Below are 26,365 nucleotides of genomic sequence, written 5' to 3' on the forward strand. Positions count from 1 at the left end.
TTCGATTGTCATGCTGTTGCAGTTTGTAACACCTGCGGATTGGCGTGGAAAAATACGTGTTCGCGCACCGGCCCGACGGCAACTTCGCCGATCTCTTCGTAACCCTGTCTTTTATAGAATTCCAGGTAACGCGGGTTGCCGGTGTCGAGCACCACGCCTTGCGAGGTTTCGTCAACGGCGCACCAGTTGTGTACGGCGGTCAGCAATTGTTCACCGAAGTGTTTGCCCTGGAACTGCGGATGAATTCCCAGCAATGGCAGCATGTGCACCGAATCGCTGGGTACACAGGCAGCAACGGCATCGTGGTACTCCAGATAGCGCCGAGTGCAGCGGAAACCGGTGCTGAGCACCATGCGCAGGCGCCACGTCCAGCTTTCGGTGATGCCCAGGCGTCGTTGCGGTGGCGCGATCAAGGCGATGCCGATCAGACGGTCGTTGACCAGCAGGCCGATGGCCGGCAGATCCTGCAGAAAGTGTTGCTTGACCAGTTCCCGCACCGTCGCCCGCACCCGTTGCTCATAGCCGGGACGCTCGGCTTCGAACAGGTAGCCGAAGGTCGGCTCGTGGCGATAAGCCTGATAGAGCAGCGAGCGGGCTTCGCGGGAATAGCCGCGGTCGAGCATATGAATGTCGGCGATGGCGGTCTGGGTTTCAGGCATGACAGTGACTCTCCCCGGGGCGCGTTCAAATGGCGGCGCTCTTGTTGGTACGAACCCTGTAGTGGTGGCGTGGTTCCCCACAGGTATAGACCAACCTTGGATCTTCATCGACTGGGCGGACGCTATCGCGAGCAGGCTCACTCCTACATTTGGAATGCGTTCCCCCTGTAGGAGTGAGCCTGCTCGCGATGGCGCCATTGCTGACAACACAAATCCCACAGACAAAAGTGATTTCTCCTACCCCACACTGGCCCATCTCCCCCATGTCAGCTAGCATCGCCCTTTTGCCAGGACTGCCGACCATGAAGATCGTTTCCTTCAACATCAACGGACTGCGCGCCCGTCCGCATCAGCTGGCAGCGCTGATCGAAAAACACCAGCCGGACGTGATCGGTCTGCAGGAAACCAAGGTCCACGACGATCAGTTCCCGCTCGAAGAAGTCCGCGCCCTCGGCTACCACGTGTATTTCCACGGCCAGAAAGGCCATTACGGCGTGGCCATGCTCTCGCGCAAGGAGCCGATCGCCATCCATAAAGGTTTCGCCACCGACGAAGAAGACGCTCAGCGTCGCTTTATCTGGGGCACGTTCGCCGACGCCAATGGCGTACCGGTGACCATCATGAACGGCTATTTCCCTCAGGGTGAAAGCCGCGACCACCCAACCAAATTCCCCGCCAAGCAGCGTTTCTACAGCGATCTGCAAGCGCTGCTGGAAAGCCAGTTCCACAACGAACAGCCGCTGGTGGTGATGGGCGATGTGAACATTTCCCCGGAGGACTGCGACATCGGCATCGGCCCGGACAACATGAAGCGTTGGCTGAAAACCGGCAAATGCAGCTTCCTGCCGGAAGAGCGCGAGTGGATGGCACGCCTGAAAAACTGGGGTTTGACCGACAGCTATCGCCACTTGAACCCGGATGTGACCGACATGTTCAGCTGGTTCGATTACCGCAGCCGTGGTTTCGAGGATGAACCGAAGCGCGGGCTGCGCATCGATGTGATTCTGGCGTCCCATGGTTTGTTGCCGCGGGTGAAGGCAGCGGGTGTCGACTATGAATTGCGCGGGATGGAAAAACCGTCCGATCATGCGCCGATCTGGTTGGAACTCAGCTGATCCCTAGCCTTACGCAATACCTGTAGGAGTGAGCCTGCTCGCGATAGCGGTGAATCAGACGACATAAATGTTGACCGGTACACCGCTATCGCGAGCAGGCTCACTCCTACATTGAATCGGTGTCATCTTTCGGTCATGCGCCTGACTTAATCTCCCCGGCAATCCCCTTGGCTTGATTCGGTGCCGGCATGACCCTGCGTGTTTTGTGCGTGTTTCTCTTGAGTGCATGGCTGACGGTTTCTGCCGCCGCCCTGCCCCTCCCTGAAAACGGCCCGGCGCTGCGCATTCAAGGTTCCAACACGATCGGCGCCGAACTCGGCCCGGCACTCGTTGAGGGCCTGCTGCAAGAGCAAGGCCTGCTGAAAATCCACCGCGAAACCCCGGACACCGCCAACGAACTGCGCATCGTCGGCCAGACCAGCGAAGGTAAACGCGTGGTCGTTGAAGTCGCCGCCCACGGTTCCAGCACCGGTTTCACCGCGTTGAAAAATGCCAGCGCCGACCTCGCCGCGTCTTCCCGCGAGATCAAGGACAGTGAGTTACAGACCCTGCAATCACTGGGCGACCTGAAAAGTCCTGCCGCTGAACAAGTCATCGCCATTGATGGCCTGGCGATCATCCTTCATCCCGACAATCCGCTGCAGCAACTGGACACCGAGCAACTGGCGCGGATCTTCGCCGGCGTGGTGAAAACCTGGGAAGACCTCGGCGGGCGTGGTGGTGCTATTCATTTATATGCGCGCGATGATCAGTCCGGCACTTACGACACGTTTAAGGAGTTGGTCCTGAGTCGTCGTGGGAAAAGTCTGAGCAACGCGGCGAAAAGGTTTGAGTCCAGCGAACAGTTGTCCGACGCGGTGAGTAGCGATCCGCAAGGCATCGGTTTCATCGGTTTGCCCTACGTGCGTCAGGCCAAAGCCGTGGCCATTGCTGATGGCGCATCGCAGTCGATGCTGCCGCTCAACAGCCTGATCGCTACCGAAGACTATCCACTGTCGCGGCGGTTGTTCTTCTATCTACCGCCCGAAAGCAACAATCCTTGGGCGAAAGCCTTGGTGACGTTTGCGCAGAGCCGTCAGGGCCAGGCGATTGTCGCGGCCAACGGTTTTATCAGCCAGACCGTGCATGCGATGAGCGTCGCGCCGAATGCACTGATGCCCGAGGGCTATCAATCCCTCAGCCGTCACGCCCAGCGTCTGACGGTGAATTTCCGCTTTGAAGAAGGCAGTGCGAAGCTGGATAACAAGGCGCATCAGGATCTGGCGCGAGTGTTCGACTATATAAAGCGTCATGACAAGACTGAACGCGCGGTGACCTTGGTCGGGTTTGGTGATGCCAAGGACGACCCGGCACGCGCGGATCTGCTGTCAAAGCTGCGGGCGATGGCGGTACGACGGGAGTTGGTGAAGAACGGCGTGGTGTTGCGCGAGGTTCGCGGGTTTGGCGCGTTGATGCCGGTGGCGGCGAACAATGTCGATGAGGGGCGGATCAAGAATCGGCGGGTTGAGGTTTGGGTGTATTAGCCCTACCCGATCGTTCCCACGCTCTGCGTGGTAACGCCGCCATGGACGCTCCGCGTCCACTGTGACGCAGAGCGTCACAGGATGCATTCCCACGCAGAGCGTGGGAACGATCAGGTGGATCAGCGCTCGCTACGCAACATTTCCTTCGGCACATACTTGCCGATCTCGAATTTGCCGATCGCCGCGCGGTGCACTTCGTCCGGGCCGTCGGCCAGGCGTAATGTGCGTTGCATGGCGTACATGTAGGCCAGCGGGAAATCGTTCGACACCCCGGCCCCACCATGCATCTGAATCGCTCGATCGATCACCCGCAGTGCGACGTTCGGCGCAACGACTTTGATCTGCGCGATCTCGCTTTTCGCCACTTTGTTACCGACGGTGTCCATCATGTACGCCGCTTTCAGCGTCAGCAGACGTGCCATGTCGATTTCCATCCGCGAGTCGGCGATCTTGTCGACGTTACCGCCCAGGCGCGCCAGCGGTTTGCCGAATGCAGTGCGGCTCACCGCCCGTTTGCACATCAATTCCAGGGCCCGTTCAGCCATGCCGATCGAGCGCATGCAGTGGTGAATCCGGCCTGGGCCAAGGCGACCTTGAGCGATTTCGAAGCCACGGCCTTCACCGAGCAAAACGTTTTCGTACGGCACACGCACGTTGTCGAACAGCACTTCGGCGTGGCCGTGCGGAGCGTCGTCGTAGCCAAACACCGGTAGCGGACGGACGATTTTCACCCCGGGGGTGTCGACCGGCACGAGGATCATCGAGTGCTGCGCATGGCGCGGCGCTTCAGGATTGCTCAGGCCCATGAAGATCAGGATCTTGCAGCGCGGGTCGCAGGCGCCGGAGGTCCACCATTTTTTACCGTTGATCACCCACTCGTCACCATCACGCACGGCGCGGGCGGCCATGTTGGTCGCGTCCGAAGAGGCAACGTCCGGTTCGGTCATGGCGAATGCCGAGCGGATTTCACCGCGCAACAGCGGTTCGAGCCAGCGCTGTTTCTGCTCTTCGTTGGCGTAGCGCACCAGCACTTCCATGTTGCCGGTGTCCGGCGCCGAGCAGTTGAACGGCTCCGGGCCGAGCAGCGAGCGGCCCATGATTTCCGCCAATGGCGCGTATTCGAGATTGGTCAGGCCGGCACCAAGCTCCGACTCAGGCAGAAACAAATTCCACAGACCTTCGGCCTTGGCCTTGGCTTTGAGCTCTTCCATGATCGCCGTCGGCTGCCAGCGATCGCCTTCGGCAACCTGGCGTTCGAACACCGCCTCGGCCGGGTAAACGTAAGTGTCCATGAACGCGGTCACGCGCTCACGCAGTTCTTGCACCTTGGGCGAATAAGCGAAATCCATGATCAATTACCTTCTTGGGCAGAGGTTGTTTAAGTCATGCAATCGATGCTAGAACAGCGTTGATAATTTACCTAGCCTATTCTCGGCGTGTATAAACATTCATCACCGATATATGATCGGCTGATTGCCAGCCCTTAAAACACTGCCCTAAATAACAAGAGAAGCCGCGTTATGAATCTGAGTAAGGTCGACCTCAACCTTTTCATCGTCTTCGACGCGATCTACACCGAAGCCAACCTGACCCGCGCCGGGCAGATTGTCGGTATCACCCAGCCGGCGGTGTCCAACGCCTTGGCGCGGTTGCGCRAAACCTTCAACGATCCGCTGTTCGTGCGCACGGCTCAGGGCATGGTGCCGACGCCGATGGCGCAGAACATCATCGGCCCGGTGCGCAACGCTTTGTCGCTGCTGCGTGTGTCGGTTCAGGAAAGTCGCATCTTCAATCCGGCGCAAGCGGTCAAGACCTACCGCATCAGCATGACCGACCTCACCGAAGCGGTGATTCTGCCGCCGCTGTTCCAGCGCCTTCGCCGTCTGGCGCCGACCGTGATTATCGAAAGCTTTCTGTCCAAGCGCCGCGAGACCACCAAAGAGCTGGCCGCCGGACGTCTGGATTTCGCCGTGGATGCGCCACTCAACACCGACCCGCAGGTGCGCCACGTCAAGCTGATGGAAGACCGTTACGTCTGCGCGATGCGCAAGGGGCATCCGATGGCAGGCAAGGAAAAGCTCTCGCTGGATGATTACTTGTCGCTGACCCATATCCATATTTCCAGCCGTCGCAGTGGTCTGGGTTATGTCGATCTGGCGCTGGGCAAAATGGGCATTCAGCGCAAGATTGCCCTGCGCTCGCAGCATTATCTGATGGCGTCGCAAGTGATGCAGCAGACCGACATGGTCATGACGGTGCCGGAGCGCTTCGCCCGTCGGCATGAGCTGCAGGCGTTTAACCTGCCAGTGAATGATGTGCCGCCAGTGGAGACGCACTTGTACTGGCATGAAAGCACGGACCAGGATCCGGCGAATCGCTGGATGCGCGAGCAGATGATCGAGTTGTGCCAGCAGGTGACGGCGCAGGAGAAGAAGCTGGATAAGGTGTAAGACTTCTTACCGCGGCGCTGCCATAGCGAGCAGGCTCACTCCTGCAATTGGTTGCATTTCTTCAGATGAAACACGGTCAACTGTAGGAGTGAGCCTGCTCGCGATGAGGCCAGCATGAACACCACAGATCATCCTGCTTGACGTAAACGTCAACCTGCCATTAGCTTAGCGCCAAGACCTTTTTTCGAGCGCTTCCATGAGCAGCCAGACTTACAGCATCTCCGACCTCGCCCGCGAGCTGGACATCACCACCCGGGCGATCCGCTTTTATGAAGAGCAAGGCCTGCTCAGCCCTGAGCGCCGTGGCCAGGAACGTATCTATTCGCCACGCGACAAGGTCAGTCTGAAGCTGATCCTGCGCGGCAAGCGCATCGGTTTCTCGCTGGCCGAATGCCGTGAACTGATCGAGCTTTACGACCCTTCCAGCGGTAACACCAAACAGCTCAACAGCATGCTGGCGAAAATCACTGAGCGCCGCGAGCAGTTGGAACAGCAGTTGCTGGATATCGAACAGATGAAACTGGAACTCGATACCGCTGAAGAGCGCTGTGTGCAGGCACTGGAGCAGACGCTCAAGAGCCAGCAGGCCATTCAGTAACAACCCCATTCCCTGTGGGAGCGAGCTTGCTCGCGAATACGGTCTGACATTCAAATGTTTGTCGACTGATGCGCCGCTTTCGCGAGCAAGCTCGCTCCCACAGGGTTCTCCACGAATTCAAAAGAGCAGGTCAACCGCCATGTCCCTCCCCTCCCAAGTACGCCTGATCGAAGTCGGCCCGCGCGATGGCCTGCAGAATGAAGCCCAACCGATCAGCGTCGCCGACAAGGTGCAACTGGTCGATGCACTCAGCGCTGCCGGTCTTGGCTATATAGAAGTCGGCAGTTTCGTTTCACCGAAATGGGTCCCGCAGATGGCGGGTTCGGCCGAAGTGTTTGCACAGATCCAGCGCAAACCCGGCGTGACCTACGGCGCACTGGCGCCGAACCTGCGTGGCTTCGAAGATGCCATCGCCGCTGGGGTCAAGGAAGTCGCCGTGTTCGCTGCCGCCTCCGAAGCCTTCTCGCAGCGCAACATCAACTGCTCGATCAGCGAAAGCCTGGCGCGCTTCGCACCGATCATGGAGGCGGCGCAACAGCACGGCGTTACCGTGCGCGGTTACGTGTCCTGCGTGCTCGGTTGCCCATATGAAGGCACGGTCGCGCCGGAACAAGTGGCGATGGTCGCGCGCGAGTTGTATGCGATGGGCTGCTACGAGGTTTCGCTGGGCGACACCATTGGCACTGGCACTGCGGGCGCGACTCGCCGCTTGTTCGAAGTGGTGTCGGCGCAGGTACCACGGGACAAACTGGCCGGGCACTTCCACGACACCTATGGGCAGGCCATGGCCAATATCTACGCCAGCCTGCTCGAGGGCATCTCGGTGTTCGACAGCTCTATCGCGGGCCTCGGCGGCTGCCCGTACGCCAAAGGCGCGAGCGGTAACGTTGCTACTGAAGATGTGGTGTACCTGCTCAACGGCCTGGGTATCGAGACCGGTATCAACCTGGACGCCTTGATTGCTGCGGGTCAGCAGATCAGTGCGGTGCTGGGTCGCCCGAGCGGTTCGCGCGTGGCCAAGGCTCGTAGCGCACAGTGAGGGGGGAAGGTGTTACCGCTGTGTCCGGAATGTGGGTTCAAGCGAGTAACACGGAAACAAATTGTCTGGTTTCGCTAGAGTGAAAATTTTCTGAAATTCTCAAGACATTGATTTATAAGGCTTTTTAAAAGTTGGCACGGCTTCTGCTATCTCTATGGCATAACAAGAATAAAAAGCAGCAACCAATAAAAATAAGACGTACCGACTCTGACATAACAAAAACAACACGGCAGAGACGCAGCTAACAGATTTTTTTGGAGAAGGTGTGCTTTTCAGGGTGCTCTCAGGAGTGACCCGCAACCGGGCAGAGAACAATAAAACTACCTTCAGGTAGCCCCCGAATCGGTTGGATCGCTTAGCGAGAAAGTAGATCAGCGCTCAAAAAAATACGTTTGCTCTTGACCCCGGATGGGGGTCGCCAAAAACAGCGGTAAAGGGCCACGGTTGCCAAAAACAACAACAGACCGACCCTCAATAATAAAAAAGAGCACGCGACGACAAAATTAAAGGGGAGCTTCGGCTCCCCTTTGTGCTTTCTGTGATTTGTGTTTTCCTCAACACCTATCTCCTGTGGGAGCGAGCTTGCTCGCGAATGCGGTGTGTCATCAACAAAGATATTGGCTGACCTGACGCCTTCGCGAGCAAGCTCGTTCCCACAGAGGTTGCGGTTACCGCTCGATTGTTTTCAGTTCTTCGATACTGATCTCACGCATCCTGAACTTCTGGATCTTGCCCGTCACCGTCATCGGAAACTCTTCAACGAACTTGAAGTGCCGAGGCGTCTTGAAGTGCGCGATACGTTCCTTGCACCAGGTTTGCAGCTCCAGCTCCGAGGCGCTGTGGCCGGGGTGGAACTTGATCCAGGCAACAATCTCCTCACCGTAACGCGAGCACGGAATGCCGATCACCTGCACGTCCGCCACGGCCGGATGGGTGAAGAAAAACTCCTCCAGCTCACGCGGGTAAATATTCTCGCCGCCACGAATGATCATGTCCTTGTTGCGCCCGGCGATGTTGACGTAACCCTCCTCGTTCATGCTCGCCAGGTCGCCGGTGTGCATCCAGCCCGCGTCATCGATGGCTTCGGCGGTGGCCTGCGGGTTGTTCCAGTAACCGAGCATCACGCTGTAGCCACGAGTGCACAGTTCGCCGATGGTGCCGCGCGTCACGAGGTTGCCGGCTTCGTCGATGATCTTGCTTTCCAGCTGTGGCTGGGTGCGGCCGACGGTGGTCACGCGCAATTCCAGCTCATCGGTCGGCCCGGTTTGCAGCGACACCGGGCTGGTTTCGGTCATGCCGTAAGCGATCTGCACTTCGCTCATGTGCATCTCGCTGATGACCCGGCGCATCACTTCGATCGGGCACGTCGCACCGGCCATGATCCCGGTACGCAGGCTCGACAGGTCGAACTCTGCGCGTTGTGGCTGATCGAGCATGGCGATGAACATGGTCGGTACGCCGTAGAGGCCGGTGGCTTTTTCTTCGGCGACGGTTTGCAAGGTCAACAACGGGTCGAACGCGTCGTTGGGGTAAATCATCGTGCTGCCGTGGGTGATGCAGCCGAGGTTGCCCATGACCATGCCGAAGCAGTGGTAGAGCGGCACCGGGATCACCAGACGATCGCGCGGGGTCAGGCCGATGCTTTCACCGACCATGTAGCCGTTATTGAGGATGTTGTAGTGGCTGAGGGTCGCACCCTTGGGGAAACCGGTGGTGCCGGAGGTGTACTGGATGTTCACCGGTTGATCGAAGTGCAGGCTGTCGCTGCGTTCGCGCAGTTGATCGGGAGAGATGCTGGTGGCCAGATCGGCCAGTTGCGACCACGGCAGAAAACCTGACGGTGGTTGCGCGTCAAGGCTGATTACCCCGCGCAGTCCGGGGAGGCTTTCGCTGCGCAGTTGGCCGATGGATTGCTCGGCCAGTTCCGGCACCAACCCTTGCAACATGGCGTGGTAGTTGGAGGACTTGAACGCCCCTGCGCAGACAAGCCATTGGCAGCCGGATTGCTTGAGCACGTATTCGAGTTCGGAGCTGCGATAGGCCGGGTTGATGTTGACCAGGATCACGCCGATTTTTGCCGTTGCAACTTGGGTGATGCACCACTGCGCGCAATTCGGCGCCCAGATACCGAGGCGATCGCCGGCCTGCAAACCCAGGGCGAGCAGCGCTCTGGCGTGCAGGTCCACCGCATCGGCCAGTTGTCGCCAGGAGTAACGCAGTTGCTGATGGCGCACGACGAGCGCTTCACCGTCAGGGTATTGCGCGGCGGTGTGATCGAACTTCTGCCCGATGGTCAGTGCCAGCAAGGCTTTGTCCTGTGAGCCACGGGTGTAGCTGCGCTGCGGGTTTGCACTGGGTTGATCCATGACGACCCCTATTGTCTTTATTAGTGGGTTTTGCCGGATTTAACCCCTGTGGGAGCGAGCTTGCTCGCGAAGAGGCCAGCAGATTCAACATCCGTGTTGACTGATCTGACGCTTTCGCGAGCAAGCTCGCTCCCACAAGGTCCGCTCCGTTTCAATCTTGAACTGCCCCTACTCTCGCCTAAGTTGACGTTAACGTAAAGGGTGATTGACAGCCATCCATCGCAGGCTTACGTTAACGTAAAGGTGAGAGCTGAGTAACAGCCCTCCCCACCCTACAAAAAAGCCAAAAGGTGACCCATGAGCTATCCCTCCCTGAACTTCGCCCTCGGTGAAACCATCGACATGTTGCGCGATCAGGTTCAGTCCTTTGTCGCCAAGGAGATCGCTCCGCGCGCCGCGCAGATCGACAGCGACAACCTGTTCCCCGCCGACATGTGGCGCAAATTCGGTGACATGGGCCTGCTCGGCATCACCGTGCCGGAAGAGTACGGCGGCGCTGGCCTGGGTTACCTGGCGCACGTGGTGGCGATGGAAGAAATCAGCCGTGGTTCGGCCTCTGTAGCGCTGTCCTATGGCGCGCATTCCAACCTTTGCGTCAACCAGATCAACCGCAACGGCAACCACGAACAGAAAAGCAAATACCTGCCGAAGCTGATCAGTGGCGAACACGTCGGCGCGCTGGCGATGAGCGAACCGAATGCCGGTTCCGACGTGGTCTCGATGAAACTGCGCGCCGACAAACGCGGCGACCGCTTCGTCCTCAACGGCAGCAAGACCTGGATCACCAACGGCCCCGACGCCAACACTTACGTGATCTACGCCAAGACCGATCTGGAAAAAGGCCCGCACGGCATCACAGCGTTCATCGTCGAACGCGACTGGAAAGGCTTCAGCCGCAGCAACAAATTCGACAAGCTCGGCATGCGCGGCTCCAACACCTGCGAGCTGTTTTTCGATGACGTCGAAGTGCCGGAAGAAAACATCCTCGGCGTGCTCAACGGCGGCGTCAAAGTGTTGATGAGCGGCCTCGATTACGAACGCGTCGTGCTCTCCGGCGGCCCGACCGGGATCATGCAGTCGTGCATGGACCTGATCGTTCCATACATCCACGACCGCAAACAGTTCGGCCAGAGCATCGGCGAGTTCCAGCTGATCCAGGGCAAAGTGGCCGACATGTACACCCAGCTCAACGCCAGTCGCGCCTACCTCTACGCCGTGGCCCAGGCCTGCGAGCGCGGCGAAACCACCCGCAAGGATGCCGCCGGGGTAATCCTCTACACCGCCGAGCGCGCGACGCAAATGGCCCTCGACGCGATCCAGATTCTCGGTGGTAACGGTTACATCAACGAATTCCCGGCGGGCCGCTTGCTGCGTGACGCCAAGCTGTACGAAATCGGCGCCGGTACGAGTGAGATCCGTCGCATGCTGATCGGTCGCGAACTGTTCAACGAAACCCGCTAAACGGAGCTGGCCATGGCTACCCTGCACACTCAGCTCAACCCTCGTTCAGCGGAGTTCGCCGCCAACAGCGCGGCGATGCTCAAACAGGTCGACGCCCTGCACACCCTGCTCGCCCAAGTGGCGCAGGGCGGCGGCGCGAAAGCCCAGGAACGCCACACCTCACGCGGCAAACTGTTGCCTCGTGAACGCATCAACCGCTTGCTTGATCCAGGTTCGCCATTTCTGGAAATCAGCCAACTGGCCGCCCACGCCGTGTATGGCGAAGACGTTCCGGCCGCTGGTGTGATTGCCGGGATCGGCCGGGTTGAAGGCGTCGAATGCATGATCGTCGCCAACGACGCGACGGTTAAGGGCGGTTCGTACTACCCGCTGACCGTGAAAAAACATCTACGCGCACAAACCATCGCGCAACAGAATCGTCTGCCGTGTATCTATCTGGTCGATTCGGGCGGCGCCAACCTGCCGCGTCAGGACGAGGTGTTTCCGGATCGTGAGCACTTCGGGCGGATCTTCTTCAATCAGGCCAACATGAGCGCGATGGGCATCCCGCAGATCGCTGTGGTCATGGGTTCGTGCACTGCCGGCGGCGCCTATGTGCCGGCGATGGCGGACGAAGCGATCATGGTGCGCAATCAGGCGACGATTTTCCTCGCCGGCCCGCCGCTGGTGAAGGCCGCGACCGGTGAAGTGGTCAGCGCCGAAGATCTGGGCGGCGCCGATGTGCACTGCAAGATTTCCGGGGTCGCCGACCATTACGCCGAGAGCGACGAACACGCCCTCGCCCTCGCCCGCCGCAGTATCGCCAACCTTAACTGGCGCAAACTCGGTGACGTGCAGCAACGCGCGCCGATTGCGCCGCTGTACGCCAGCGATGAGTTGTATGGCGTGGTCTCCGCTGACGCCAAGCAGCCGTTCGACGTGCGCGAAGTGATTGCGCGACTGGTCGACGGTTCGGTGTTCGATGAATTCAAGGCTTTGTTCGGCACCACCCTGGTGTGTGGCTTTGCGCATCTGCACGGTTACCCGATCGCGATTCTGGCGAACAACGGCATCCTCTTCGCCGAAGCCGCGCAGAAAGGTGCGCACTTTATTGAACTGGCCTGCCAGCGCGGTATTCCGCTGCTGTTTTTGCAGAACATCACCGGTTTCATGGTCGGTCAGAAATACGAGGCCGGCGGCATCGCCAAACATGGCGCGAAACTGGTCACGGCCGTGGCTTGCGCGAAAGTGCCGAAATTCACCGTGATCATCGGCGGCAGCTTCGGCGCCGGTAACTACGGCATGTGCGGCCGCGCTTATGACCCGCGTTTCCTGTGGATGTGGCCGAACGCGCGGATCGGCGTGATGGGCGCCGAGCAGGCGGCGGGCGTGTTGGTGCAGGTCAAACGCGAACAGGCTGAACGCAGTGGCCAGGCCTTCAGTGCCGAACAGGAAGCCGAGATCAAGCAACCGATCCTCGACCAGTATGAAGAGCAGGGTCACCCCTACTATTCCAGCGCACGGCTGTGGGACGACGGCGTCATCGACCCGGCGCAGACCCGCGATGTGCTGGCCCTGGCCTTGTCCGCGTCGCTGAACGCGCCTATCGAACCGAGCCGCTTCGGCGTGTTCCGGATGTGATTTTTTGTGGGAGCGAGCCTGCTCGCGAATACGGTTTGTCAGCTAGCGGATAGGTCGACTGATACAACGCTTTCGCGAGCAGGCTCGCTCCCACAAGAACCGTGGAGACGGATGAATATGAGTGATTTCAACACCCTCGAACTGCAGAGCGACCCACGCGGCTTCGCGACGCTGTGGCTCAACCGTGCAGAAAAGAACAACGCCTTCAACGCCGAGATGATCCGCGAGCTGATCCTCGCGCTGGACAAAGTCGCCAGCGACGCCAGCCTGCGTTTCCTGCTGGTGCGTGGTCGTGGCAAGCACTTCAGTGCCGGCGCTGATCTGGCGTGGATGCAGCAATCGGCCGAACTCGATTACCACACCAACCTCGACGACGCCCGTGAACTGGCAGAGCTGATGTACAACCTCGCCAAGCTGAAGATCCCCACAGTGGCCGTGGTGCAAGGCGCGGCGTTCGGTGGCGCGCTGGGGTTGATCAGTTGCTGTGACATGGCGATTGGCGCCGATGACGCACAGTTCTGCCTGTCGGAAGTGCGCATCGGTCTGGCGCCGGCGGTGATCAGTCCGTTCGTGGTGCAGGCCATCGGCGAACGCGCTGCGCGTCGATATGCCCTGACCGCCGAGCGTTTCGGCGGACAACGTGCGCGCGAAATCGGTTTGTTGTCCGAGAGCTATCCGGCGGCAGAACTTGATCAGCAAGTCGAACAGTGGATCAACAATTTACTGCTCAACAGCCCCGCCGCCATGCGTGCCAGCAAGGACTTGCTGCGTGAAGTCGGTAACGGCGCGCTGACCCCGGCGCTGCGCCGCTACACCGAAAATGCCATCGCCCGTATCCGCGTCAGCCCTGAAGGTCAGGAAGGCTTGCGCGCCTTTCTGCAAAAACGTCCGCCGAGCTGGCAAGCCGCAACCACCACCAAGGAGCCGCGTTGATGAGCGCACCTGTTCTCACCATCCTGCTGGTGGCCAACCGTGGCGAAATTGCCTGCCGCGTGATGCGCACCGCCAAAGCCTTGGGCCTGACCACGGTTGCCGTGCACAGCGCCACCGACCGTGAGGCGCGGCACAGCCGGGAAGCGGATATTCGCGTGGACCTGGGCGGCAGCAAAGCCGCCGACAGTTATCTGCAAATCGACAAGCTGATCGCAGCGGCCAAGGCCAGTGGCGCGCAGGCGATTCATCCGGGTTACGGGTTTCTCTCGGAAAACGCCGGGTTCGCTCGTGCCATCGAAGCGGCCGGGCTGATTTTCCTCGGCCCGCCCGCCTCGGCCATCGATGCCATGGGCAGCAAATCCGCCGCCAAAGCACTGATGGAAACCGCCGGTGTGCCACTGGTGCCGGGTTATCACGGCGAAGCGCAGGATCTCGACACCTTCCGCGATGCCTGCGAACGCATCGGTTATCCAGTGCTGCTCAAAGCCACGGCCGGCGGTGGTGGCAAAGGCATGAAAGTGGTCGAGGACGTCAGCCAGTTGGCCGAAGCCCTCGCCTCGGCTCAGCGTGAAGCGCAGTCGTCGTTCGGCGATTCGCGCATGCTGGTGGAGAAATACCTGCTCAAGCCACGTCACGTGGAAATCCAGGTGTTCGCCGATCAGCATGGCAACTGCCTGTACCTCAATGAACGGGATTGCTCGATTCAACGGCGCCATCAGAAAGTCGTCGAAGAAGCGCCGGCACCCGGTCTGTCCACGCAACTGCGGCGGGCGATGGGTGAAGCAGCGGTGCGTTCGGCACAGGCGATCGGTTACGTCGGCGCCGGTACGGTGGAGTTCCTGCTGGATGCGCGCGGTGAATTCTTCTTTATGGAGATGAACACGCGGTTGCAGGTCGAGCACCCGGTGACAGAAGCCATCACTGGCCTGGATCTGGTCGCCTGGCAGATCCGCGTCGCTCGTGGTGAAGCACTGCCGATCACTCAGGAACAAGTGCCGTTGAATGGCCATGCGATTGAAGTGCGCTTGTACGCCGAGGATCCTGCGAATGACTTCCTGCCGGCGACCGGACGTCTGGCGTTGTATCGCGAATCGGCCGAAGGGCCAGGGCGTCGGGTGGATAGCGGGGTTGAAGAAGGCGATGAAATTTCGCCGTTCTACGACCCGATGCTCGGCAAGCTGATTGCCTGGGGCGAGGATCGCGAACAGGCTCGATTGCGCTTGTTGAGCATGCTCGACGAGTTTGCGATTGGCGGTTTGAAAACCAACATCAACTTCTTGCGGCGGATCATTGCGCACCCGGCGTTCGCGGCGGCGGAACTGGATACCGGGTTTATTCCGCGTTACCAGGAGCAATTGCTGCCTGCACCGGGCACGCTGAGCGATGCGTTCTGGGCGGCGGCAGCTCATGCGGTGGCGCAGAGCCTGCCACAACTCGCACGCCAGGATGACCCTGCTTCGCCTTGGTCACTCAATAGCGGTTTGCGTGCGGGGCTGCCGCCGGAAATCACCCTGCATTTGAGTTGCGAGGGGCAGGATCGCGCCTTGACGCTGAATGCTGCCGACCACGCCAGACTGTCCGGCGAAGCACTTATCGTCGAGCACGAAGGCGTTCGTCGTACGTTGCGTGCGATTCGCCAGGGCGATGCGCTGTACCTGCAATGGGAAGGTGAGTTGCGCCGTATCGAAACATACGATCCGATCAGCGCCATCGAAGCCAGCCACAGTCATCAGGGCGGCCTGACCGCGCCGATGAACGGCAGCATCGTCCGCGTGTTGGTGGAGGCCGGGCAATCGGTTGCGGCCGGTGCGCAACTGGTGGTGCTGGAAGCGATGAAGATGGAACACAGCATCCGCGCGCCGCATGCCGGGGTGATCAAAGCGCTGTATTGCCAGGAAGGTGAAATGGTTGGCGAAGGCAGCGCTTTGGTTGAGCTGGAAGAAGTATGAACGGGAGGATCGATCCTGCGCCTGGCGAGGATCGATCTGACTAGTAACGCGCCGTTGCCTGCACCACAACACCGATGATTCGACACTCATCGGTCAGCAGGGCTTTCGGCCACGTCGGATTGAGCGGCACCAGGTAACGCTGGCCGCCCTCTTCGTCGAGTTTGCGAAAAATCGCCTCCGTACTGTCGGGCCACTGGGCGATCACCAGTTTACCGGGCAGCGCTTCGGCGGCCGGGTCGACCAGAATCAGCATGCCTTCGGCAATGCTCTGGCCACTGGGTGCGGTCATTGAATCTCCCGTCACCGTCAACCAGAACGCCGGGCCTCGCGCGTGGTAATCCGTCAACTCGAAGCGCTGCTTGCCTGCTGCCTTGTCGTAGGACGCCGGATCGCTTTCACGCACTTCGCACGTCGTCTGCCAATCGCTGACCGGGTAACGGAAGTACGGGTTGTACTTCTGCGCCAGCGGCATCTCGTCCTCGGACGTGGGTTGCGGTTCACGGATCACCAGCACCACTTCGAGGAAATCCATGCCCAGCGCTTGCAGCACCCGGTTCATTTCAGTGATACCGGGTTCGCGACGCTTGTTCAGCCAATGGCCGATCCCGCCCTGGGACATGCCGACGCGCTCTCCGAGCTCTGTTTGAGTGATTTTGAGTTCACTCATCTTGGCCTTGACCAACTCAATCCATTTATCCATGTGCAGCACCTTACGTGGACGCCTTCGGCCAGCAAAACACATATTGTAGTATTTAAATTCTCGTCACAACTACACAGAGTACTATTCTGAAGGCACGGATTTTCAATCGACCAAGGAGTGCCCCCTCATCATGAATATCAGCAGCAAAGACTTGCCCGATCTGCAAATGGACACCACCTTCACCTCGCCCCAAGGCAATGCGGCGGCGCAACGAGCGCTGGACTATTACTTGAAACCAGCTGTGTCAGAACCTGAGGTCGACGAGCGCTTTTTCGATGTCAGGCGCCATCTCAGTGGCGAGGAAGCCCTGGTGCACGCCTCGGACCTGTTGCGCTGCGCGGCAGCCACGGCGTTCAAGGCAGCCGAAAACCTGCAAGGCGCGAGTCGCGATCTGGCATTTTCAGTGGTGCATATGGTGGATATGGCGCGGGCGATGGTCGACCATTCACTCGATGGCGATGAAGCCTGAGAAACGGAAGTGCGGGCGGACGGGAAAGAATTTTCCAATCGAGCAGGTAAAAACATTTGACTTGCAAATGATAATTATTATTAATGCAAGCAGCTGGTCGCGAGATCAGTCGATGGACCAGAGACCTTAGGTCGGTCTTCTGGACTATCTCCTCATCAGGCTAATCACGGTTTTTGACCCGGCTTTTTGCCGGGTCTTTTTTTTGCCCGTTTTTCAGGCTTATGGCTTCAGGCTAATGAAGTCTTTAGGTGCTGCAAATTCGATGGCGCGGATAATATCAAAAGAATATTGGTTGGCAAGCGAAGCCCGGCCGCATTGGGGCAAACTAATGCCAATTAGCACTTGAGAATCAATCGCACAGTCTCTAAGCTGCTTGCGCGTCATGGAGGACGCCCCCCGCCACACACCGCAATTCCCCTCGGTTTCAGCCCTGCCTGCGTGTACAGTAACGGCCATAAAAATCATATTCAGGAATCGATTATGACCGTGGCCAAATCTTCGTTCGACATCAGCGCCAACTTCGACAGCGGCAACATCCAAGTCATCGACATCAGCAATCCACTCAATCCGGTTCTGGCCATTCGTCCAGATACTCGCAGCGCGCATTTCCAGTGGTTTCACTTCAAGGCCAGCGGCCTGCATGTCGGCCAGGAACACTGGTTCCGCCTGAACAATGCCAGCCAATCCACGTACAGCAAGGGCTGGCCCGGTTATCAGGCCGTAGCGTCCTACGATCACGTCAACTGGTTCCGCGTGCCGACTATTTACGAGGGCGACTGCCTGCGCTTTTGCCTCGAGGCCACGCAGACCCATGCCTGGTTCGCCTACTTCGAACCCTATAGCCGTGGCCGTCACGACTGGCTGATCGAGCAGGCGCTAAGCAAGGCCGGCACCGAATTACTGGCGACCGGTAAAAGTGTCGAAGGTCGCGACATTCAATTGCTGCGCAAAGGCACTGGCGCTGAAGGCCAGCGCAAGATCTGGATAATCGCTCAGCAACATCCCGGCGAGCACATGGCCGAATGGTTCGTGGAAGGCGTGATCGAGCGCCTGGAAAGGCACGATGATCCGGTGCTGAACAAGCTGCTCGCCAGTGCCGATCTGTACCTGGTGCCGAATATGAATCCGGACGGCGCGTTCCATGGCCATCTGCGCACCAACGCCATGGGCCAGGATTTGAACCGGGCCTGGCAGAACGCCAACCAGGAGATCAGTCCCGAGGTGCTCTTCGTCCAGCAGCAAATGGAAAAGTACGGCGTCGATCTGTTCCTGGACGCCCATGGCGATGAAACCATTCCTCACGTATTCACCGCCGGCTGCGAAGGCAATCCGGGCTACACGCCGCGTATCGAGAAGCTCGAAGAGCATTTCCGCAATCACCTGAAACACACCACCAAAGATTTCCAGACCAAGTACGGCTACACCCGCGACGAACCGGGTCAGGCCAACATGACCCTGGCGTGCAACAGCGTCGGCCAGAAATACGACTGCCTGTCGCTGACCCTGGAAATGCCGTTCAAGGATCACGACGACCATCCCGACAAGGTCACCGGCTGGTCGGGTAAACGCTCCAAACAGCTGGGCAAAGACGTGCTGACCACCATCGCTGACATGGTTGATACCCTGCGCTGATCCCCTCCTCCGTTCTGTAAAAGATCGCAGCTTGTCTGCGATCTTTTGCTTTCCGCCATTCGCCATCTCGCGCAAACAGGTTGCAAAATAAAACCCGAATCAATACGGTACCAAAGGTTTTATTTTGAAACCTAAAAGGATGCGGGAAATGAAACCTCTAAAGAGCAGTGCCGTTTTGCTTTTCTCCGTGGCCTGCGGTCTGGCCGTGGGCAATGTGTATTACGCCCAGCCATTGCTGGACGCGATGGCCGAGGCGTTCGCGATGTCGCCGGCGACCATCGGCATCGTCATCACCCTGACGCAAATCGGCTACGGCATCGGACTGGTGCTACTGGTCCCTCTCGGTGATCTGCTCAATCGACGCCGATTAATCGTTACTCAAACCCTGCTGTCGGCAGCGGCGCTGTTGATGATCGCGCTGGCGCCCAACAGTGCGTGGCTGCTGCTTGGCATGACCTTGACAGGGCTGCTCGCGGTAGTGACGCAGGTCTTGGTAGCTTATGCCGCGACGCTGGCAATCCCGGCCCAACGCGGGCGCGTGGTCGGGGTGGTCACCAGCGGCATCGTTGTCGGCATCTTGCTGGCACGCACGGTTGCCGGCGGTATGGCCGATTTGGCTGGGTGGCGAGCGATTTACGTTCTGTCAGCCGGGCTGACACTGTTGATGGCGTTGCTGCTGTTGCGTGTTCTGCCGAAGGATGAGGTCCCGCAACCGATTACGACTTACGCCGCCCTGATCGCCTCAGTATTCAGCCTGTTCAAAGAAGAACCGGTACTGCGCCAACGCGCGATCCTCGCATTGCTGACTTTTGCCAGTGCGATGGTGCTGTGGACGCCGATGGTGCTGCCGCTGGCCGCGCCACCGTTGTCGTTGTCGCACAGTGAAATCGGGCTGTTCGGACTGGCCGGCGCTGCGGGTGCGCTGGCAGCCGCACGGGCCGGGCATCTGGCTGATCGTGGTCTGGGGCAATGGGTCAGCGGTCTTTCGCTGTTGCTGATGCTCGCCTCATGGTTGCCGATCGCCCTGACTCAATCCTCGCTGTGGGCATTGCTGCTCGGCGTAATCACCCTGGATCTGGGTCTGCAAGCCGTGCACGTCACCAGCCAGAGCATGATCTACAGCGTGCGCCCCGAAGCGCAAAGCCGTCTCACCGCCGGTTACATGCTGTTCTACTCGATCGGCAGCGCGCTCGGTTCTATCGGCTCGACCGCGATGTACGCGTGGGCCGGCTGGATCGGCGTGTGCCTGCTCGGCGCCAGCATCAACGCCGTGGCGCTGGCGTACTGGTGGCTGACCCTGAAACGCGGCGCATCGCTACGATGCGCCACGCAAACGGGTTAGCTGCGATCGCGACCACGCAACATGCTGTCGAGCACCTCGTCGCGGCGGACCCAGCCATGAAACAACGCCGCCGCCAGGTGCAGCAGCACCGTCAGGAACAGCAGATAGGCCAGATACCCGTGAGCCTTGCGCAGAAACGCGAACAACTGCGCATCGGCCGGAACGATCGCTGGCAACTGCAACGTTGTGCTGAGCATCACCGGTTCACCAGAAGCGCTGATCATCGCCCAACCGAGCAACGGCAACACCAGCATCAACGCGTAAAGCAGCAGATGGGACGCCTTGGCCGCCAGTACTTGCCAGCCCGGCAGATCGGCGGGCAACGGTGGCTGGCGCGTGGTGAGCCGCACCAGCAAACGCACGATCACCAGCGCCAGAATCGCGATGCCCAGCGGTTTGTGCAGATGGATCAACCATTCATGCCGCTCGGACACCGAGGTGACCATGCCGGCGCCGATAAACAGCATGGCGATGATCATCAGCGCCATCAGCCAGTGCAGCAGGCGCGCCAACAGGGCGAAATGCGTCGGTTGAGTGCTCATGGACGAGCCTCCTGTTTGGCGGCGGGCAACTGACTGACTTCGCTGGTGCGACGCAAGTAGGAATTGGCGTAACCGGCGGAACGCGCCGCGAGCAACGGGTCGTCGGAACCTTGAATCCCGGCCGGCAGCACCAGCGGGTCATAGTTGATGTCCCGGCATTCGCCGCTCAATTGCGGCTGGGTCTTTTCCAGCACCAGCGTACCGGCGTTCAACACTTTGCGCCCCTCGGGCCAGGTCTTGCTGGCGTCGTTCACCGGATCCTCGGGATTGGCCAGAGTGATATTCAACTGAAAACGCAGCGGTGCAGACGACAACCGCTGCACCAGATCTTTCTCGAGAAAATCACCGCCCTCAGGTGCACTGGCGCCCGCAGCATCGCGCGCCAACGGTGTCATGCTCCAGCGCACGGCCTGTTTTTTACCGCTGGCGTCGACCAGATAAAACGCGTTGACGCTGTTATAGGTTTCGGTGGCATAACTGGTCGACGGTTTGGCTGTCTTCACCCACGTCAAAAACGGCACGGTTTCCGGGTGCGCGGCAAAGAACGCCGGAACCTTCGCCGGATCAGGTTTACCGGTGGCCGGATCTGGCGATTGCGCCTGCTGCAATTGATAAAACGCCTCAGGCGTACCGACCGGGAACACCGGCATGCTGTTCATCCCGGTGCGCCATTGCTGCCCGTTAGCCTGGGTGAACCGCAACGCCAGACTGCGAATCGGCACGCTGCTGTCCGGTGCATAGGGATTGCCCGCCGGCAGCGCAAAGCGCCCGACGACTGGAGTCTGCGGCTCGTTGAACACCTGCGCAGTGGAGAATGTCCGTGCCTCACCACTGCTTTCGAAATGCCCGATCACGCACACGCCTTTGGCGTGATTACGACGAAACCCGGGATGCACGCCATTGTTCTTCTCCAGCACATCGACCAGCGCCTTTGGCGTCAGGCGTTGTGGGTCGAAGTTACCGTGAACGTAGGCAAACGCCCCGGCCACCGCAGCGACTACCACGGCAATGCCGCCCAGACGCAATATCAGGCTCGCGACACTCAGTGGCGGGCGCTGCGGCCCGCCAGGCGGTGAAGCGTTGGGTGAGGTGCGATCAACCATGAAGGACTCCAGGGCCAATGGCCACAAGTAGGAAGAATCAGCAAGACGCGCCTCATCCGGGTTTATTCCACACAACGGTATTTATTTTTCCGAACGTGGAATAACCTCCAACGGCGGGCGTCTCCCTAGTCCACAGCGTAGTGACTAGCAGAATTTCATGAGCGAATTCGACGAACAGTTGAGAGAAATCATTCCCAGATTGCGCCGCTTTGCCGTGTCGTTGACGCGCAACAGCAGCAGTGCTGACGATCTGGTGCAGGCCTGTCTGGAGCGTGCCCTGTCGAGTTGGGGCGACAAACGCGCCGACGGCGACTTGCGTGCCTGGCTGTTCGCGATCCTCTATCGGCAGTTTCTCGACGCCCACCGGCGCTCGCGGCGTTATGCGCGAATGCTCGAATTCTTCACCGGTCGCGACGATGCCGAACCCTCGGTGGAGCGCACCGTTATCGCTCAGTCAACCCTGCAAGCCTTCGACCGACTGCCCAGCGAACAGCGCGCGCTGTTGCTCATGGTTTCAGTGGAAGGCCTTTCCTATAAAGAGGTCGCCGAGATTCTCGGCGCCCCGATCGGCACCGTGATGTCGCGCCTGTCCCGCGCCCGCCAGGCCTTGCGCCAACTCAGCGACGGCGAAATCAGCAGCCCTTCTTTGCGGATACTCAAATGATCAGCCTGCCTCCCACCGAGCGTGATCTGCACGCCTATGTCGACCACCAGCTCAGCGACGCCGACCGGCGTGTGCTGGACACCTGGCTGGCCAGTCACCCGAACGAAGCGGCGCAGGTTCGCGCCTGGCAACAGGATGCCCAGCAATTGCGCGCGGCACTCAGCGGCGCGTTGCAGCAACCGGCCAACTCAGCGCTTGACCCAGCGATGATTCGCCAGCGCCGTCAGCGCCAGTCGCGTCGTCATCTGGCCAGTGCTGCGGTGTTGCTGATCGCGGTCAGCCTCGGCGGTTTCAGTGGCTGGCAGGCCCGGGAAATGACCCTTGCGCGCCCGGCCATGTTGCCAATGACCGACGCCCTGCAAGCCTATCGCCTGATTGCCCAGCAAGGCATGTTGCCAGCCGATTACAAGGTCGACAGTGATGGCGACATGCAGCGCTGGCTCGATCGTTATTTCACTCGGGCCACTCGTTTACCAGATCTGAAGGCGGCCGGGTTTGAACCGGTCAGTGGACGCCTGCTCAGCACCGACGAAGGCCCGGCAGCGATGGTGATGTATGAGGATGGCAGTGGCCACAAGGTGAGTTTCTACGTGCGCCCGCCGGGGCCGAAGAACACCTTTTTGCCGCGTGGCACGCGCAGTGACGGAGATTTGCAGGCCCAGTACTGGTCAGGTGGTGGCTATAACTACGCGATGGTCAGCCCGGTCGATACACCGGCGGCGCAACAGCTCAAGCAATCACTGCCATTCTGAGAACACCACCTTTCCCCTGTGGGAGCGAGCTTGCTCCCACGAGGGATCAGCGTCAGGCTCAGAAACCTACGTCGAGCACCACATTGTCCAGATAAGTACCCGCAGGCGGCGTGGTCTGGTCGGTGTAGATCTTTGCGTTGTAGTTGAAAATCTGGCTGCCCGTGCCCAAGCCGTTTCCCGGATTGACCTCGGCATCGCTACTCGCCCGCCGCGCCGCGCCGACGCTGCCCCAGCGCGTGGTGCCGGCACTTTTGAAAATGTCGTAGGCCAGATAATTGCTCCCGGAAATCATCCGTCGCCGGCCGCCGAAACTCACCGCGTTCTGCCCGTCGCTCAGCCCCACGGTATAGGCACTGCCCTTGGTGCAGGCCAGATTGATGGTTTGCCCGGTCACCGGGGTGAACGCGCTGATCACCGGAGCGCTGCCGAACGCAATGTTCGGCGCAGTAATCGTGCAGTCGTTGGACACCGTCATGTTCACCGTCAACGAGGTCGTGCCACTGGCGATGTCGCGCCCAAGACAGACAGAACCAATACCAATCCCCGAGCAGTAATTCCAGTTCCAGAAAATGCTCAGGGTCTCGGTGTACACCCCGGCGGCGACGTTGCTGCCAATGGTTGTGCCGAGATACAGCGGCACGGTTTTCGGCGTTGTACCGTTGAGCAGGCCCAAGGCATCGATGATGCCGTTGCGCGCAAAGTCGTAGGCCGTGCCACGCGTCAGCGGGTAGCTGGTGCTGTTGTTGGCGTAGACCGTGTAACTGATGACATCGCCGGTCGGCCCGACCAGACCACTTTGAGTCGAAGAAACGGTGCCCCAGAAGTGGTCGTTGCTGGTCAGCAGGGACAGCAGCGAACCGGTACAGCTCAAACCTGCATTCAGCGTGGAGCTGGGCTGCGACGTCGTGCGCACGGCGATCGAACTGAGCGTACCGAATGCTGCCGGCGTGGTGCTGACCACCGAGCACGCAGCCTGCGCCGCCCCCGGCAGCATCAGCGCCAGCAACAGAAGCAAGCGTGCGCCGATCATTGACACACCAACGGGCCAATCAGCGGCACCTGGTCCTGATTCATATCGACGCTGAACTGCGCCTGACAGGTCTTGCCGTCGGCCAGCGTGACCTGCAGCGAGTTCTGCGCCTGCAGGTTTTCCAGATACACCAGCCCATCCCAACCGACCACCGTCCGCGTACCGCTCTGCTCATGCAACACACCCGCGCCCAGCGGCAGTTCGCGCTGTTGCGCGTCGACCAGCACGATGCTCGCGGCAATCACTCGGGCCAGCGGAAACTCCAGCAGATATCCGCTACCGCGCCTTACAGCGATGCGTTGTTCGACATTGGGACTGCGCACATTGGCCGGCAGATTCAGTGGGTCGATTTCATACTTGCCCCGGTAATAGGCGCTGCTCCACGGCACCAGCAGATGACCGTTCTTGTCGGTCTGACCGACCTGCTGGTTTTCGTAGCGCACCGGAATGTCGGCAAAACCATCGGTGCTGACCACTACAAACGCGTCGTCAATGCGGTTGGCGGCGAACACCTGACGGTCCATCCACACCAGCGAACCACTGGCGTCGGCCCAACGGGTTTCGGCCTCGGAAGTGCCGTAGACACCAGCCTGCAACTGCACCGATTGCAACCGCCAGGTGACGTCGGCCTGGCGATAATCGGCGCCATCACCCTTGGCGTAGCCGAGGTTGAAACCCACGCCGCCCTCAGTCGGCACCGCACGACTGTAGTTGACCCGTTGCTGGCTCTGCCCGGTTTTACTGCGATCGCTGCTGATCGCCAGGCTGCCACGCAGATCGAAGGGAATCACCAGTTGCGCCTGCACCGCCCAGTTGCTGTCGCCGATTTCGCGGTTGGCCGACAGGTAAAAACTGCTGTTGCGCCACAGCGGTTTGCTCCAGCTGAGATTGAGCAGCCGCGTGCGCGAGTCGTCCGCCGCACGAACATCGAAATAACCGGCGCCGAGGCTGCCCCAACGCTCAAGGTTAAGGCTTAAGGTCGCCTGTTCGCTGCGTCGACTGAGGCTGATGTAGGGGCTGTCAACCACGGTCAGGTCGGCATATTGATCGTGACGTTGCAGGCGTTGGTACGAAAAGCTGAAGCGCTGATTGCTGTACTGGTAGCCCAGGCTCAATTGCTGACCGTCATCGCCGTCGAAGCGGCTTTGACTCAGGGCACTATTGAGTACACCGAAATTACCCAGCCGCAGGTTGCCGCCGAGGCCGCCCAGTGTCAGCGAATCGGCCGCTTCGGCGTGGCTCTCCAGAGTAAAACTGTCGCTGACGCCGTAACGCAGGCTGCCGGAGGTGACACCTGGGCCATAACTGAAGTCCTTCAAGCCGTAGTCGCTGCGCAACGTACCGGCCGCCACGGAAAAATCGCTCAAGCCTTTTTGCAACAACGTGCTGGTGACATAGAACGGCACCGTGGTCGACACCTGCCGACCCAGTGCATCGGTGGTCACCACCACCGCTTCGCCCGCACCGTTGATGAACGGAATATTGGTCAGTGTGTACGGCCCCGGCTGCAAGTCTGCGCTGCTGGACTTGTAGCCATTGATGAACAGATCCACCGAGGACGGCACCGCCGCTTCACCGGCAAATTGCGGCAGCGGATAGGTCACCAGATCCGGGCGTACGGCAAAGTCCCGCGAGAACTGCACGCCGCCCAGACGCACCGAACTGCTCCACGGCAAAGCGCCGCTGATCACGTCACCGGCCTCGTAGGTGAGCATTCGCTCATCGTCGGAGTAACGCCAGGTGGTGTCGTAACGCAGGTAACCGTTGTCCAGCGTGTTGAGCGAGTCACCGGACAGGGTGCGCCGGTATTGTCCGGTGTTGGACAGCGTGCCCCAGCTGTCGAACAGCCGCACTTCGTTCCACGCCGCCAGATAAGTGCCGGAATCGTCGGTGTCGTTGAGGTACAGGTCATAGTTGAACAGCGCGCCGAAACTGCTCAGCGCCGGAGTGCGCGGGTAAGCCTGGCGATTGCCGATGAACTGTTCCGGCAGCCAGTCCGGCGGCACGTCCAGCAGCAGGCGCTGACCGACACTGTCGTAATCACTGTGCAGCCCCGTCAGACTGTCGAGATCGACCTCGGCGCCGAGGTTGTCGGGCAGTTTCATGCCGGTCTCGCGCAACGCGGTCACTGGCACGAACAAGCGCCCGTCGCGCTGCTGCACCGCCACCACGCGTCCGGTATTCATCTGGTTGACCACCAGTTCCAGAAACAACTGTGCATCACTCACGGCCTCCATGCCGCTCGGTGGCGGCGGCAGATCGCCGGCCCCGGATGGTTGAACGAACATCAGGCAACACGCGCCGGTGATGAGCCACAACGGACGCTGAATACGACGAACCCGTCCTGGGCTCATACACGTTTTACGTCCGTCAATGGACTGAATCCTCCCTGATACCGCTTTAGCCGACGACAGATAA

The 26,365-nt window shown here is 59.9% G+C and carries 23 protein-coding genes; 14 read left to right on the forward strand and 9 right to left on the reverse strand.

What is annotated here, in order from left to right:
* Positions 1–8: 8 nt before the first annotated feature.
* The gene (locus tag AC1DVF_RS17490) at positions 9–659 is read right to left on the reverse strand and encodes a GNAT family N-acetyltransferase (protein WP_460091463.1); all 651 of its coding nucleotides are present in this window, start codon (positions 657–659) and stop codon (positions 9–11) included.
* Between the two features lie 302 nt (positions 660–961).
* Here AC1DVF_RS17490 and xthA point away from each other — a divergent pair, with 302 nt between their 5' ends.
* Together xthA and AC1DVF_RS17500 are read left to right on the forward strand one after the other, a co-directional pair.
* On the forward strand, positions 962–1,774 hold the full coding sequence (xthA, locus tag AC1DVF_RS17495; RefSeq protein ID WP_064389273.1) for an exodeoxyribonuclease III: 813 nt from the start codon (positions 962–964) through the stop codon (positions 1,772–1,774).
* A gap of 188 nt (positions 1,775–1,962) precedes the next feature.
* Positions 1,963–3,297 carry a substrate-binding domain-containing protein gene (locus tag AC1DVF_RS17500; RefSeq protein ID WP_477782869.1) on the forward strand — a complete coding sequence of 445 codons (1,335 nt, stop codon included), beginning with the start codon at positions 1,963–1,965 and terminating at the stop codon, positions 3,295–3,297.
* A gap of 119 nt (positions 3,298–3,416) precedes the next feature.
* Here AC1DVF_RS17500 and AC1DVF_RS17505 read toward each other — a convergent pair whose 3' ends face one another.
* Positions 3,417–4,646, reverse strand: a complete 1,230-nt coding sequence (locus AC1DVF_RS17505; protein ID WP_477782870.1) for an acyl-CoA dehydrogenase — start codon at positions 4,644–4,646, stop codon at positions 3,417–3,419.
* 171 nt (positions 4,647–4,817) lie between these two features.
* On the opposite strand from AC1DVF_RS17505, the gene AC1DVF_RS17510 reads away from it, so the two are divergent.
* The 3 genes from AC1DVF_RS17510 (at position 4,818) to AC1DVF_RS17520 (ending at position 7,384) form a co-directional block, all read left to right on the forward strand.
* Complete coding sequence (locus AC1DVF_RS17510) at positions 4,818–5,747, forward strand: LysR family transcriptional regulator (protein ID WP_477782871.1); 930 nt, start codon at positions 4,818–4,820, stop codon at positions 5,745–5,747.
* Positions 5,748–5,943: 196 nt separating this feature from the next.
* The gene (locus tag AC1DVF_RS17515; protein WP_093434160.1) at positions 5,944–6,345 is read left to right on the forward strand and encodes a MerR family transcriptional regulator; all 402 of its coding nucleotides are present in this window, start codon (positions 5,944–5,946) and stop codon (positions 6,343–6,345) included.
* Positions 6,346–6,484: 139 nt separating this feature from the next.
* Entirely contained in the window at positions 6,485–7,384 is a 900-nt protein-coding gene (locus tag AC1DVF_RS17520) for a hydroxymethylglutaryl-CoA lyase (protein ID WP_093434157.1), read from the forward strand.
* A gap of 668 nt (positions 7,385–8,052) precedes the next feature.
* Here the strand turns inward: AC1DVF_RS17520 and AC1DVF_RS17525 are convergent.
* Entirely contained in the window at positions 8,053–9,750 is a 1,698-nt protein-coding gene (locus AC1DVF_RS17525) for an AMP-binding protein (RefSeq protein WP_477782872.1), read from the reverse strand.
* A 297-nt stretch (positions 9,751–10,047) separates the two neighbouring features.
* Here AC1DVF_RS17525 and AC1DVF_RS17530 point away from each other — a divergent pair, with 297 nt between their 5' ends.
* The 4 genes from AC1DVF_RS17530 to AC1DVF_RS17545 all read left to right on the forward strand — a co-directional run bounded on the left by AC1DVF_RS17530 (position 10,048) and on the right by AC1DVF_RS17545 (position 15,713).
* Positions 10,048–11,211 (forward strand): isovaleryl-CoA dehydrogenase, encoded by a 1,164-nt coding sequence (locus AC1DVF_RS17530; protein WP_007917237.1) that lies wholly within the window; start codon positions 10,048–10,050, stop codon positions 11,209–11,211.
* A gap of 12 nt (positions 11,212–11,223) precedes the next feature.
* Positions 11,224–12,831: a carboxyl transferase domain-containing protein gene (locus AC1DVF_RS17535; protein WP_414926371.1), complete on the forward strand. Its 1,608-nt coding sequence runs from the start codon at positions 11,224–11,226 to the stop codon at positions 12,829–12,831.
* Positions 12,832–12,948: 117 nt separating this feature from the next.
* Positions 12,949–13,764, forward strand: coding sequence for a gamma-carboxygeranoyl-CoA hydratase (locus AC1DVF_RS17540; protein ID WP_099756674.1), 816 nt, complete (start codon positions 12,949–12,951; stop codon positions 13,762–13,764).
* Positions 13,764–15,713 (forward strand): acetyl/propionyl/methylcrotonyl-CoA carboxylase subunit alpha, encoded by a 1,950-nt coding sequence (locus tag AC1DVF_RS17545; RefSeq protein WP_477782873.1) that lies wholly within the window; start codon positions 13,764–13,766, stop codon positions 15,711–15,713. The genes AC1DVF_RS17540 and AC1DVF_RS17545 overlap by 1 nt, the downstream gene beginning before the upstream one ends.
* Before the next feature lie 40 nt (positions 15,714–15,753).
* On the opposite strand, the gene AC1DVF_RS17550 is transcribed toward AC1DVF_RS17545, so the two are convergent.
* Positions 15,754–16,413, reverse strand: coding sequence for a LexA family protein (locus tag AC1DVF_RS17550; RefSeq protein ID WP_093434139.1), 660 nt, complete (start codon positions 16,411–16,413; stop codon positions 15,754–15,756).
* Between the two features lie 130 nt (positions 16,414–16,543).
* On the opposite strand from AC1DVF_RS17550, the gene AC1DVF_RS17555 reads away from it, so the two are divergent.
* Positions 16,544–16,882 carry a DUF6124 family protein gene (locus tag AC1DVF_RS17555; protein ID WP_093434137.1) on the forward strand — a complete coding sequence of 113 codons (339 nt, stop codon included), beginning with the start codon at positions 16,544–16,546 and terminating at the stop codon, positions 16,880–16,882.
* Between the two features lie 219 nt (positions 16,883–17,101).
* On the opposite strand, the gene AC1DVF_RS17560 is transcribed toward AC1DVF_RS17555, so the two are convergent.
* Positions 17,102–17,266, reverse strand: coding sequence for a hypothetical protein (locus AC1DVF_RS17560; RefSeq protein ID WP_156685516.1), 165 nt, complete (start codon positions 17,264–17,266; stop codon positions 17,102–17,104).
* A gap of 96 nt (positions 17,267–17,362) precedes the next feature.
* Between AC1DVF_RS17560 and AC1DVF_RS17565 the strand changes: the two genes are divergently transcribed.
* Both AC1DVF_RS17565 and AC1DVF_RS17570 read left to right on the forward strand, forming a co-directional pair.
* Positions 17,363–18,514 (forward strand): M14 family metallopeptidase, encoded by a 1,152-nt coding sequence (locus AC1DVF_RS17565; protein ID WP_477782874.1) that lies wholly within the window; start codon positions 17,363–17,365, stop codon positions 18,512–18,514.
* Between the two features lie 148 nt (positions 18,515–18,662).
* Positions 18,663–19,856 (forward strand): MFS transporter, encoded by a 1,194-nt coding sequence (locus AC1DVF_RS17570; RefSeq protein WP_116256048.1) that lies wholly within the window; start codon positions 18,663–18,665, stop codon positions 19,854–19,856.
* On the opposite strand, the gene AC1DVF_RS17575 is transcribed toward AC1DVF_RS17570, so the two are convergent.
* Together AC1DVF_RS17575 and AC1DVF_RS17580 are read right to left on the reverse strand one after the other, a co-directional pair.
* On the reverse strand, positions 19,853–20,398 hold the full coding sequence (locus tag AC1DVF_RS17575) for a cytochrome b (protein ID WP_093434126.1): 546 nt from the start codon (positions 20,396–20,398) through the stop codon (positions 19,853–19,855). The genes AC1DVF_RS17570 and AC1DVF_RS17575 overlap by 4 nt on opposite strands.
* Positions 20,395–21,501 (reverse strand): catalase family peroxidase, encoded by a 1,107-nt coding sequence (locus tag AC1DVF_RS17580; RefSeq protein WP_477782875.1) that lies wholly within the window; start codon positions 21,499–21,501, stop codon positions 20,395–20,397. Before AC1DVF_RS17580 ends, AC1DVF_RS17575 begins: the two co-directional genes overlap by 4 nt.
* A gap of 157 nt (positions 21,502–21,658) precedes the next feature.
* Here AC1DVF_RS17580 and AC1DVF_RS17585 point away from each other — a divergent pair, with 157 nt between their 5' ends.
* Together AC1DVF_RS17585 and AC1DVF_RS17590 are read left to right on the forward strand one after the other, a co-directional pair.
* A complete protein-coding gene (locus tag AC1DVF_RS17585) occupies positions 21,659–22,165 on the forward strand; it encodes a sigma-70 family RNA polymerase sigma factor (RefSeq protein WP_007917263.1) in 507 nt (168 codons plus the stop codon).
* A complete protein-coding gene (locus tag AC1DVF_RS17590; RefSeq protein ID WP_477782876.1) occupies positions 22,162–22,917 on the forward strand; it encodes an anti-sigma factor family protein in 756 nt (251 codons plus the stop codon). Before AC1DVF_RS17585 ends, AC1DVF_RS17590 begins: the two co-directional genes overlap by 4 nt.
* Positions 22,918–22,975: 58 nt before the next feature.
* Here the strand turns inward: AC1DVF_RS17590 and AC1DVF_RS17595 are convergent, their stop codons facing one another.
* Both AC1DVF_RS17595 and AC1DVF_RS17600 read right to left on the reverse strand, forming a co-directional pair.
* Positions 22,976–23,947, reverse strand: coding sequence for a Csu type fimbrial protein (locus tag AC1DVF_RS17595; protein ID WP_477782877.1), 972 nt, complete (start codon positions 23,945–23,947; stop codon positions 22,976–22,978).
* Positions 23,944–26,301: a fimbria/pilus outer membrane usher protein gene (locus AC1DVF_RS17600; protein WP_477782878.1), complete on the reverse strand. Its 2,358-nt coding sequence runs from the start codon at positions 26,299–26,301 to the stop codon at positions 23,944–23,946. The genes AC1DVF_RS17595 and AC1DVF_RS17600 overlap by 4 nt, the downstream gene beginning before the upstream one ends.
* Between the last annotated feature and the right edge of the window lie 64 nt (positions 26,302–26,365).

The sequence above is a fragment of the Pseudomonas sp. P4_D7 genome, assembly GCF_056401755.1.

Excerpts from the sequence above, each read along its gene's own strand:
- AC1DVF_RS17560 (WP_156685516.1), bottom strand. The coding sequence starts at position 17,266 with ATGACGCGCAAGCAGCTTAGAGACTGTGCGATTGATTCTCAAGTGCTA.
- AC1DVF_RS17565 (WP_477782874.1), top strand. The coding sequence starts at position 17,363 with ATGACCGTGGCCAAATCTTCGTTCGACATCAGCGCCAACTTCGACAGC.
- AC1DVF_RS17520 (WP_093434157.1), top strand. The coding sequence starts at position 6,485 with ATGTCCCTCCCCTCCCAAGTACGCCTGATCGAAGTCGGCCCGCGCGAT.
- AC1DVF_RS17500 (WP_477782869.1), top strand. The coding sequence starts at position 1,963 with ATGACCCTGCGTGTTTTGTGCGTGTTTCTCTTGAGTGCATGGCTGACG.
- AC1DVF_RS17550 (WP_093434139.1), bottom strand. The coding sequence starts at position 16,413 with ATGGATAAATGGATTGAGTTGGTCAAGGCCAAGATGAGTGAACTCAAA.
- AC1DVF_RS17540 (WP_099756674.1), top strand. The coding sequence starts at position 12,949 with ATGAGTGATTTCAACACCCTCGAACTGCAGAGCGACCCACGCGGCTTC.
- AC1DVF_RS17490 (WP_460091463.1), bottom strand. The coding sequence starts at position 659 with ATGCCTGAAACCCAGACCGCCATCGCCGACATTCATATGCTCGACCGC.
- xthA (WP_064389273.1), top strand. The coding sequence starts at position 962 with ATGAAGATCGTTTCCTTCAACATCAACGGACTGCGCGCCCGTCCGCAT.
- AC1DVF_RS17570 (WP_116256048.1), top strand. The coding sequence starts at position 18,663 with ATGAAACCTCTAAAGAGCAGTGCCGTTTTGCTTTTCTCCGTGGCCTGC.
- AC1DVF_RS17590 (WP_477782876.1), top strand. The coding sequence starts at position 22,162 with ATGATCAGCCTGCCTCCCACCGAGCGTGATCTGCACGCCTATGTCGAC.
- AC1DVF_RS17600 (WP_477782878.1), bottom strand. The coding sequence starts at position 26,301 with ATGAGCCCAGGACGGGTTCGTCGTATTCAGCGTCCGTTGTGGCTCATC.
- AC1DVF_RS17555 (WP_093434137.1), top strand. The coding sequence starts at position 16,544 with ATGAATATCAGCAGCAAAGACTTGCCCGATCTGCAAATGGACACCACC.
- AC1DVF_RS17585 (WP_007917263.1), top strand. The coding sequence starts at position 21,659 with ATGAGCGAATTCGACGAACAGTTGAGAGAAATCATTCCCAGATTGCGC.
- AC1DVF_RS17545 (WP_477782873.1), top strand. The coding sequence starts at position 13,764 with ATGAGCGCACCTGTTCTCACCATCCTGCTGGTGGCCAACCGTGGCGAA.
- AC1DVF_RS17535 (WP_414926371.1), top strand. The coding sequence starts at position 11,224 with ATGGCTACCCTGCACACTCAGCTCAACCCTCGTTCAGCGGAGTTCGCC.
- AC1DVF_RS17530 (WP_007917237.1), top strand. The coding sequence starts at position 10,048 with ATGAGCTATCCCTCCCTGAACTTCGCCCTCGGTGAAACCATCGACATG.
- AC1DVF_RS17515 (WP_093434160.1), top strand. The coding sequence starts at position 5,944 with ATGAGCAGCCAGACTTACAGCATCTCCGACCTCGCCCGCGAGCTGGAC.
- AC1DVF_RS17575 (WP_093434126.1), bottom strand. The coding sequence starts at position 20,398 with ATGAGCACTCAACCGACGCATTTCGCCCTGTTGGCGCGCCTGCTGCAC.
- AC1DVF_RS17505 (WP_477782870.1), bottom strand. The coding sequence starts at position 4,646 with ATGGATTTCGCTTATTCGCCCAAGGTGCAAGAACTGCGTGAGCGCGTG.
- AC1DVF_RS17580 (WP_477782875.1), bottom strand. The coding sequence starts at position 21,501 with ATGGTTGATCGCACCTCACCCAACGCTTCACCGCCTGGCGGGCCGCAG.
- AC1DVF_RS17525 (WP_477782872.1), bottom strand. The coding sequence starts at position 9,750 with ATGGATCAACCCAGTGCAAACCCGCAGCGCAGCTACACCCGTGGCTCA.
- AC1DVF_RS17595 (WP_477782877.1), bottom strand. The coding sequence starts at position 23,947 with ATGATCGGCGCACGCTTGCTTCTGTTGCTGGCGCTGATGCTGCCGGGG.